Source organism: Allosphingosinicella sp. (genome assembly GCF_036387215.1).
In the GTDB taxonomy this organism is placed as follows: domain Bacteria; phylum Pseudomonadota; class Alphaproteobacteria; order Sphingomonadales; family Sphingomonadaceae; genus Allosphingosinicella.
This window is the reverse complement of sequence record NZ_DASVUE010000102.1, coordinates 1-5,941: the sequence shown is the minus strand read 5'-3', so window position 1 is coordinate 5,941 and position 5,941 is coordinate 1. Positions and strand designations below refer to the sequence as shown.

Here is a 5,941-nt window from a genome sequence, read left to right as displayed (position 1 = left end):
CGGATCGAGAGGGCGGTCAGCACGAGCCCCCCGGACGATCAGGACGCGGCGGTGGCCGCCGCCGCCGTTGCTGTGCCGCCGTGCTTCTGCATCAGCGAATAGGCGCGCTCATACCATTTGCTGCCGGGATAATTGGCGCCGAGCACGGCCGCCGCCTTGCGGGCTTCCTCGGTGACGCCGAGCGCCAGATAGGATTCGGTGAGCCGCATCAGCGCCTCGGGCGCATGAGTCGTGGTCTCATATTCATCGACCACCGAGCGGAAGCGGGAGACGGAGGCGAGCCACTGGCCCCGGCGCTGGTAGAAGCGGCCGATCTCCATTTCCTTGCCGGCGAGGTGATCGCGGACGAGATCGGTCTTGATCCGCGCGTCGGCGGCGAAGCGGGTCTCGGGATAGCGGCGGATCAGCTCGCCGAGGGAGTCGAGCGCGCTCCGAGTAGTGGACTGGTCGCGGGTGACGTCCGTGATCTGCTCGTAATAGTTCACGCCGATCAGATAGAGCGCGTAGGGCGCATCCTTGTTGCCCGGGTGGATGGCAAGGAAGCGGCGGGCGCTTTCGATCGATTTCTCGTGATCCTTCGCCGCATAATAGCTGAACGCGCTCATCAGCTGCGCCCGGCGGGCCCAGATCGAATAGGGATGCTGGCGCTCGACCTCGTCGAACAGGGCTGCGGCCGTCTTGTAGTCGCGGCGGTCGAGCCGGTCCTTGGCGCTGTTGTAGAGCGTGTTGACGTCGCGCGCGACATATTGGGTGTCGGCGCTGGTCTTCTTGCCGCCGAGGCCGAGGCCGGCGCAGCCGGCCATCGGAAGGGCCATGGCAGCAAGGATCAGGGCAGCGAGCGGGCGGGAAAAATGACGCATGCGGGCTTCTTAGCTGAGGCTTGGGCCAAGGCCAAGCAGGAGATGGGCGAGCATGGCGAGCGCGCCTGAACCGCGGTTTAATGAGCTGATAAAGCTCCTTTGCTAAGGGGGTGGGGATGCTCCGCGTCCTAACCCTTTCCAGCCTGTTCCCGAACAGTGCTCAGCCGACGTTCGGGATCTTCGTCGAGCGTCAGGCGGTCGGCCTCGCGGCGCTTAGCGGTGTGGAGGTCGAGGTGGTCGCTCCGATCGGACTTCCCCCCGGCCCGCTTTCTTACCACCGCCGCTACCGCGCACGGGCGCGGCTGCCGCTCGTGGAAGAGTGGAAGGGGCTGACGGTGCACCGGCCGCGCTTTCCGATCATCCCGATCGTCGGAGCGCGCCGGACCGCGGAGGCGATGGCGGAGAGCCTGCTGCCGGTGCTTCGGGGAATCCGGGAGCGCTTCCCGTTCGACGTGATCGATGCGGAATTCTTCTGGCCGGACGGTCCGGCGGCGATGCTGCTCGGCCGCCAGTTGGGCGTGCCCTTCTCGGTGACGGCGCGGGGCAGCGACGTTCAATATTGGATGCACAGGCCGGGCGTTGCGGAGCAGATACTCGAAGCCTCCAGGGCGGCGGGCGGAATGCTGGCGGTGAGCGCGGCGCTGGGGCGGGTGATGGCCGGCTTCGGAATGCCGGCGGAGAAGATCAGGACCCATTATACCGGCGTCGACCACGACCGCTTCCGGCCGGTGGACCGGGCGCAGGCGAAGGCGGAGCTCGGCGTGGCGGGGCCGCTGATCGTCACCGTCGGGGCACTGATCCCGGGGAAGGGGCAGAAGGTGGCGATCGAGACGGCGGAGCGGATCCCCGAGGCGACCTTGATCCTCGCGGGGCAAGGGCCCGACCGGCCGCGGCTCGAGGCGATGGTGCGGCGCAAATGGCTCGGCCATCGGGTCCGGCTGGTCGGCGGGCTCGCCCATGACGAAGTGGCAAAGGTGATGGCGGCCGCGGACGTGATGCTGCTGCCGTCGCGCTCGGAAGGCCTCGCCAACGTCTGGGTGGAGGCGCTTGCTTCGGGCACTCCGGTGGTGACGCCGGATGTCGGCGGGGCCCGCGAGGTGATCGACCGCCCTGAAGCGGGGGCGATCGTGCCCGCCGATCCGGACTCGATGGCCGCGGCGATCAGGGCGATCCTGGCCGATCCGCCCGATCAGGCGAAGGTGCGTGCGGCGTCCGAGCGCTTCAGCTGCGAGACCAATTGCCGCAGCCTGTTCGAGCACCTCTCCGCGGTCGCGGCGGGAAGGCTCAAGCGAGCGGCATAAGGGCGGCGGCGATCCAGCGGCCCTCTCCGCGCAGCATGCCCCAGGTGCGGGCGGCGGCGCGGCTGTCCATCGCTTCGACCCCGATCCCCCGCTCTTCCAGCGCCCGAACGAGCGCGCGCGGCGGAAAGGCCATGGAAGGGCCGGTGCCGATGATCAGAAATTCGGGCTGCGGCTGGAGCGCCAGCAAGGGCTCCAGATGCTCCAGCTCGAGCGAACCGACCGGCGGCGGTGACCATCCGTCCGCTCGCTCGGGCGTCAGCAGAAGCGCCTCGTAGATGCCGCCGTCGACCGAGAAGCCGCGCTCGGTGAAGCCCTGGACGATGGGCCCCTGCGCCCGATTGTCCTGCTCCCAGCGCGGCACCGGATCAGAAGCTCTCGTTCTGGCTCTTCACCCGCTCGGCCCCGCCCGTATTCTTCGGGACGAAGCTTTCCGAATTCACCTTCAGCCAGACGAGGATCGGCGACGAGATGTAGATCGACGAATAGGTGCCGATGAAGATGCCGAGCAGGATCGCGATCGTCAGGCCGAAAATCACTTCCGGCCCGATCAGCAGCAGCGCCAGAAGAGCGAGCATGATGGAAAGGCTGGTGACGATCGTCCGCGACAGCGTCTCGTTCAATGAGAGGTTGAGCAGCGGGACGATCTCCATCTTGCGGTATTTTCGGAGATTCTCGCGGATGCGGTCGTAGATCACCACCGTGTCGTTGAGCGAATAGCCGACGATGGTGAGGATCGCAGCGACGACGTTGAGGTTGAATTCCAGCTGCGTCAGCGAGAAGAAGCCCATCGTCATCGACACGTCGTGGAAGAGCGTCACGAGCGCTCCCACGCCGAACTGCCATTCGAAACGGAACCAGATGTAGATCGCGATCCCGAGCATCGCGAGCGCGATCGCAAGCGAGCCCGATCGGTAGAGCTCGTTCGAGACCTTGCCCGAAACGGTATCCACGGCGAACTTGGTGCCCGGATATTTCTGCTCGATCACACCGCGTACCCGGGAGCCGGCCTGGTTGGCGGCTTCCTCGTCGCCCGGCGGCAGCGGCAGCCGGATCGAGAGGGTGTTCTGGTTGCCGAACTCCTGGATCGATGCGTCGCCGAGCTCGAGCGAGGCGATGCGGTTGCGGATGTCCTCGATCGGCGCCTTCTGGGTGAAGGTCGCGCGGATCATCTGGCCGCCCACGAAATCCACGCCGAGATTGAGGCCCCGCGCCGCCACCAGCGCAAGCGAGGCGACGGTAGCGATGATCGACAGGATCAGCGCGACGTTCCGCCAGCGCATGAAATCGAAATTGGTGTCGTCGGGGACGAGCTTCAGCAAAGGCATCGTCTGTTCCTTAGATGTGGAGCTCGCGCGGCCGGGCCTTGCGCGCCCAGAGGGCAACCAGCATGCGCGTGACGTTGACGGCGGTGAATACCGAAGTGATGATCCCGATGCCGAGCACCACCGCGAAGCCGCGGATCGGGCCCGAGCCGAACCAGTACATGATGCCGGCCGCGATCACGTTGGTGATGTTGGCGTCGAAGATGGCGGTGCTCGCCTCGCGATAGCCGGTATCGAGCGCGTCGAGGATCTTGCGGCCGCGCTTCAATTCCTCGCGTATTCGCTCGTTGATCAGCACGTTGGCGTCCACCGCCGCGCCGATCGTCAGCACGAAGCCGGCGATGCCCGGCAGGGTCAGAGTGGTATTGAGGATCGCCATGATGCCGAGGATCAGAAGCGCGTTGAGGATGAGCGCGATCGTCGCATAGACGCCGAAGCGGCCGTAGGTGATCAGCATGAAGGCGATCACCGCCGCCGTCGCGACGATGCTCGCGATCGCGCCGAGCCGGATGGAATCGGCGCCGAGCTCCGGCCCCACGGTGCGCTCCTCGATCACCTTCAGCTCGACGGGAAGCTTGCCCGAGCGGAGCTGGACCGCAAGCTCGTTGGCGCTTTGCACCGTGAAGCTGCCCATGATCTGCGCCGATCCGCCGAGGATCGGCTCGTTGATGTTCGGCGCGGAGAGGACGACGTTGTCGAGGATGATCGCGAACGGCTTGTTCACGTTCTGCTGAGTGACGCGCGCAAAGGCGCGGCCGCCGGCGCTGTTGAAGGTGATGTTGACGACCGGCGCGTTGGTGTTGCTGTCGAAGCCCTGCTGGGCGTTGATCAGCTGGTCGCCACTGACGATCGCGCGGCGGAGCACCGCGATCTTGCCGCCGCCTTCGCTCATCGGCAGCACCTGGCTTCCGGCCGGAGCGCGGCCCTGCTGGACCTGCGCCGGATCGGCGGCGAGATCGACGAGCTTGAATTCGAGCCGCGCCGTCTTCCCGAGCAGCTTCTTCAGCCCCTCGGGATCCTGGAGCCCGGGCACCTCGACGAGGATCCGGCGCTCGCCCTGGCGGATGACGGTGACTTCCTTCGTGCCTTCGGGATCGACGCGGTTGTAGACCACCTCGCGGGCGGTCGCCATCGCCATGTCGAGCGCGGCGTCGAGCCCGGCCTGGGTCGGGACCATGAGGATCCGGTTCTGATCGACCACCCGGACGTCCCAGTCGCGCGGGCCGAGGCCCACCGGCTGCGTCTGGTTACGCGCGAATTCCACCGCCGCGTCCAGCTGCGATGGATCGCGGACCATGAAGGACAGCCTGCCGCCGGCGGTCGAGATGTCGCCGATCTCGATCTTTGGCGAGGCGCGGCGCATGCCGACGCGGATCGTCTCTTCCATCTGCTCGAGCCGCTGCTTGGCGACGTCGCGCGTGTCCGCTTCGAGCAGCAGCTGACTGCCGCCGGCAAGATCGAGGCCGAGATTGACGCGCGCGCTCGGGAAGATGCCAGGCCACTTCGCGACCTGGGACGCAGGGACGAGGCTCGGGATCGCGAAGAGGACTCCGACCAGGCAGAGGAGGACGACCCCAAGGACCTTCCAGCGGGGAAAATCGAGCATGGCGTCAGTCGTTCGCGGGCTTGGCGCCGTGCGGGCGCACTTCGCTGAGCGTGCCCTTCACCACCCGGACGCGCACGTTCGGAGCAACTTCGAGCTCGACTTCCGTCTCCTCGACGCGGGTCACCTTGCCGATCACCCCGCCCGCGGTCACCGCAATGTCGTTCTTCTTCACCGCGCCGACCATCGCCTGATGCTGCTTCATTCGGCGCTGCTGCGGCCGGATCAGCAGGAAGTAGAAGATGACGAAGATGAGGACGAGCGGGAGCATCTGCAGGAAGAAGGCTCCGCCGCCGCCTGCGGACGAAGCGCCTGCTGATGCATAGGCGGGGGATGCGAACATTGCTGCTTACCTGAAAAGAGAGACGGGCCGCTGCGGGCCTCGCCGCGAAGCGCGGGCTGCTAACATGGTGCCATTCACCACGCAAGTTAAGGAGCCGGACGGCGCTTGCCATCGAAGCCCCCGGCGCTTAAGTGCCCGCTCGCCGGGTCGCCTTTGGGCGGCCTGCCTGGTCGGGGCGTAGCGCAGCCTGGTAGCGCATCACACTGGGGGTGTGGGGGTCGCTGGTTCGAATCCAGTCGCCCCGACCATCATCCGCCCGCACCGGCGGGCGGCGGCGCGCCGCCGGAGCGGCTCCCCTCCGCGCTCAGCACCCTGGTGTAAAGCTTGCCGAGTCCGATGAGGGCGATCCCGAGCCCGAGGAACGAGAGGATGCGGAGCACGCCCTCGAGCGCCGAAGCGTCGATCAGGAACACCTTCAGGATCGTTCCCGTCAGCAGAAGCAGGCCGGCGAAGCGGAGCGGCTTGTCGTGCATCCGCATGCCCATGAGCAGCAGCCCGAGCGCGATCAGCGG

The 5,941-nt window shown here is 66.9% G+C and carries 7 protein-coding genes and 1 tRNA gene; 2 read left to right on the top strand and 6 right to left on the bottom strand.

Annotated elements, in window-relative coordinates; genetic code table 11:
* Positions 1 to 38 precede the first annotated feature (38 nt).
* A complete protein-coding gene (locus VF662_RS04455) occupies positions 39 to 860 on the bottom strand; it encodes an outer membrane protein assembly factor BamD (protein WP_464138140.1) in 822 nt (273 codons plus the stop codon).
* Between the two features lie 116 nt (positions 861 to 976).
* Between VF662_RS04455 and VF662_RS04450 the strand changes: the two genes are divergently transcribed.
* Complete coding sequence (locus tag VF662_RS04450) at positions 977 to 2,161, top strand: glycosyltransferase (protein WP_464138137.1); 1,185 nt, start codon at positions 977 to 979, stop codon at positions 2,159 to 2,161.
* Here the strand turns inward: VF662_RS04450 and VF662_RS04445 are convergent.
* From VF662_RS04445 to yajC, 4 genes are read right to left on the bottom strand one after another with little or no spacing between them, the layout of a single operon-like run.
* The gene (locus VF662_RS04445) at positions 2,145 to 2,522 is read right to left on the bottom strand and encodes an Mth938-like domain-containing protein (protein ID WP_464138135.1); all 378 of its coding nucleotides are present in this window, start codon (positions 2,520 to 2,522) and stop codon (positions 2,145 to 2,147) included. The genes VF662_RS04450 and VF662_RS04445 overlap by 17 nt on opposite strands.
* Before the next feature lie 4 nt (positions 2,523 to 2,526).
* Positions 2,527 to 3,486 (bottom strand): protein translocase subunit SecF, encoded by a 960-nt coding sequence (gene secF / locus VF662_RS04440; protein WP_464138134.1) that lies wholly within the window; start codon positions 3,484 to 3,486, stop codon positions 2,527 to 2,529.
* A 10-nt stretch (positions 3,487 to 3,496) separates the two neighbouring features.
* Positions 3,497 to 5,089, bottom strand: a complete 1,593-nt coding sequence (secD, locus tag VF662_RS04435; RefSeq protein WP_464138132.1) for a protein translocase subunit SecD — start codon at positions 5,087 to 5,089, stop codon at positions 3,497 to 3,499.
* Between the two features lie 4 nt (positions 5,090 to 5,093).
* Positions 5,094 to 5,429: a preprotein translocase subunit YajC gene (gene yajC / locus VF662_RS04430; RefSeq protein WP_464138130.1), complete on the bottom strand. Its 336-nt coding sequence runs from the start codon at positions 5,427 to 5,429 to the stop codon at positions 5,094 to 5,096.
* A 171-nt stretch (positions 5,430 to 5,600) separates the two neighbouring features.
* Between yajC and VF662_RS04425 the strand changes: the two genes are divergently transcribed.
* Positions 5,601 to 5,677, top strand: a tRNA-Pro gene (locus VF662_RS04425).
* On the opposite strand, the gene VF662_RS04420 is transcribed toward VF662_RS04425, so the two are convergent.
* The coding region (locus tag VF662_RS04420) for a DUF2339 domain-containing protein (RefSeq protein WP_464138129.1) at positions 5,678 to 5,941 on the bottom strand (264 nt) is incomplete at its 5' end.

What these genes read in the sequence shown, in the direction of transcription:
- VF662_RS04450 (WP_464138137.1), top strand. Translation starts at nt 977, where the DNA reads ATGCTCCGCGTCCTAACCCTTTCCAGCCTGTTCCCGAACAGTGCTCAG.
- secD (WP_464138132.1), bottom strand. Translation starts at nt 5,089, where the DNA reads ATGCTCGATTTTCCCCGCTGGAAGGTCCTTGGGGTCGTCCTCCTCTGC.
- yajC (WP_464138130.1), bottom strand. Translation starts at nt 5,429, where the DNA reads ATGTTCGCATCCCCCGCCTATGCATCAGCAGGCGCTTCGTCCGCAGGC.
- VF662_RS04455 (WP_464138140.1), bottom strand. Translation starts at nt 860, where the DNA reads ATGCGTCATTTTTCCCGCCCGCTCGCTGCCCTGATCCTTGCTGCCATG.
- secF (WP_464138134.1), bottom strand. Translation starts at nt 3,486, where the DNA reads ATGCCTTTGCTGAAGCTCGTCCCCGACGACACCAATTTCGATTTCATG.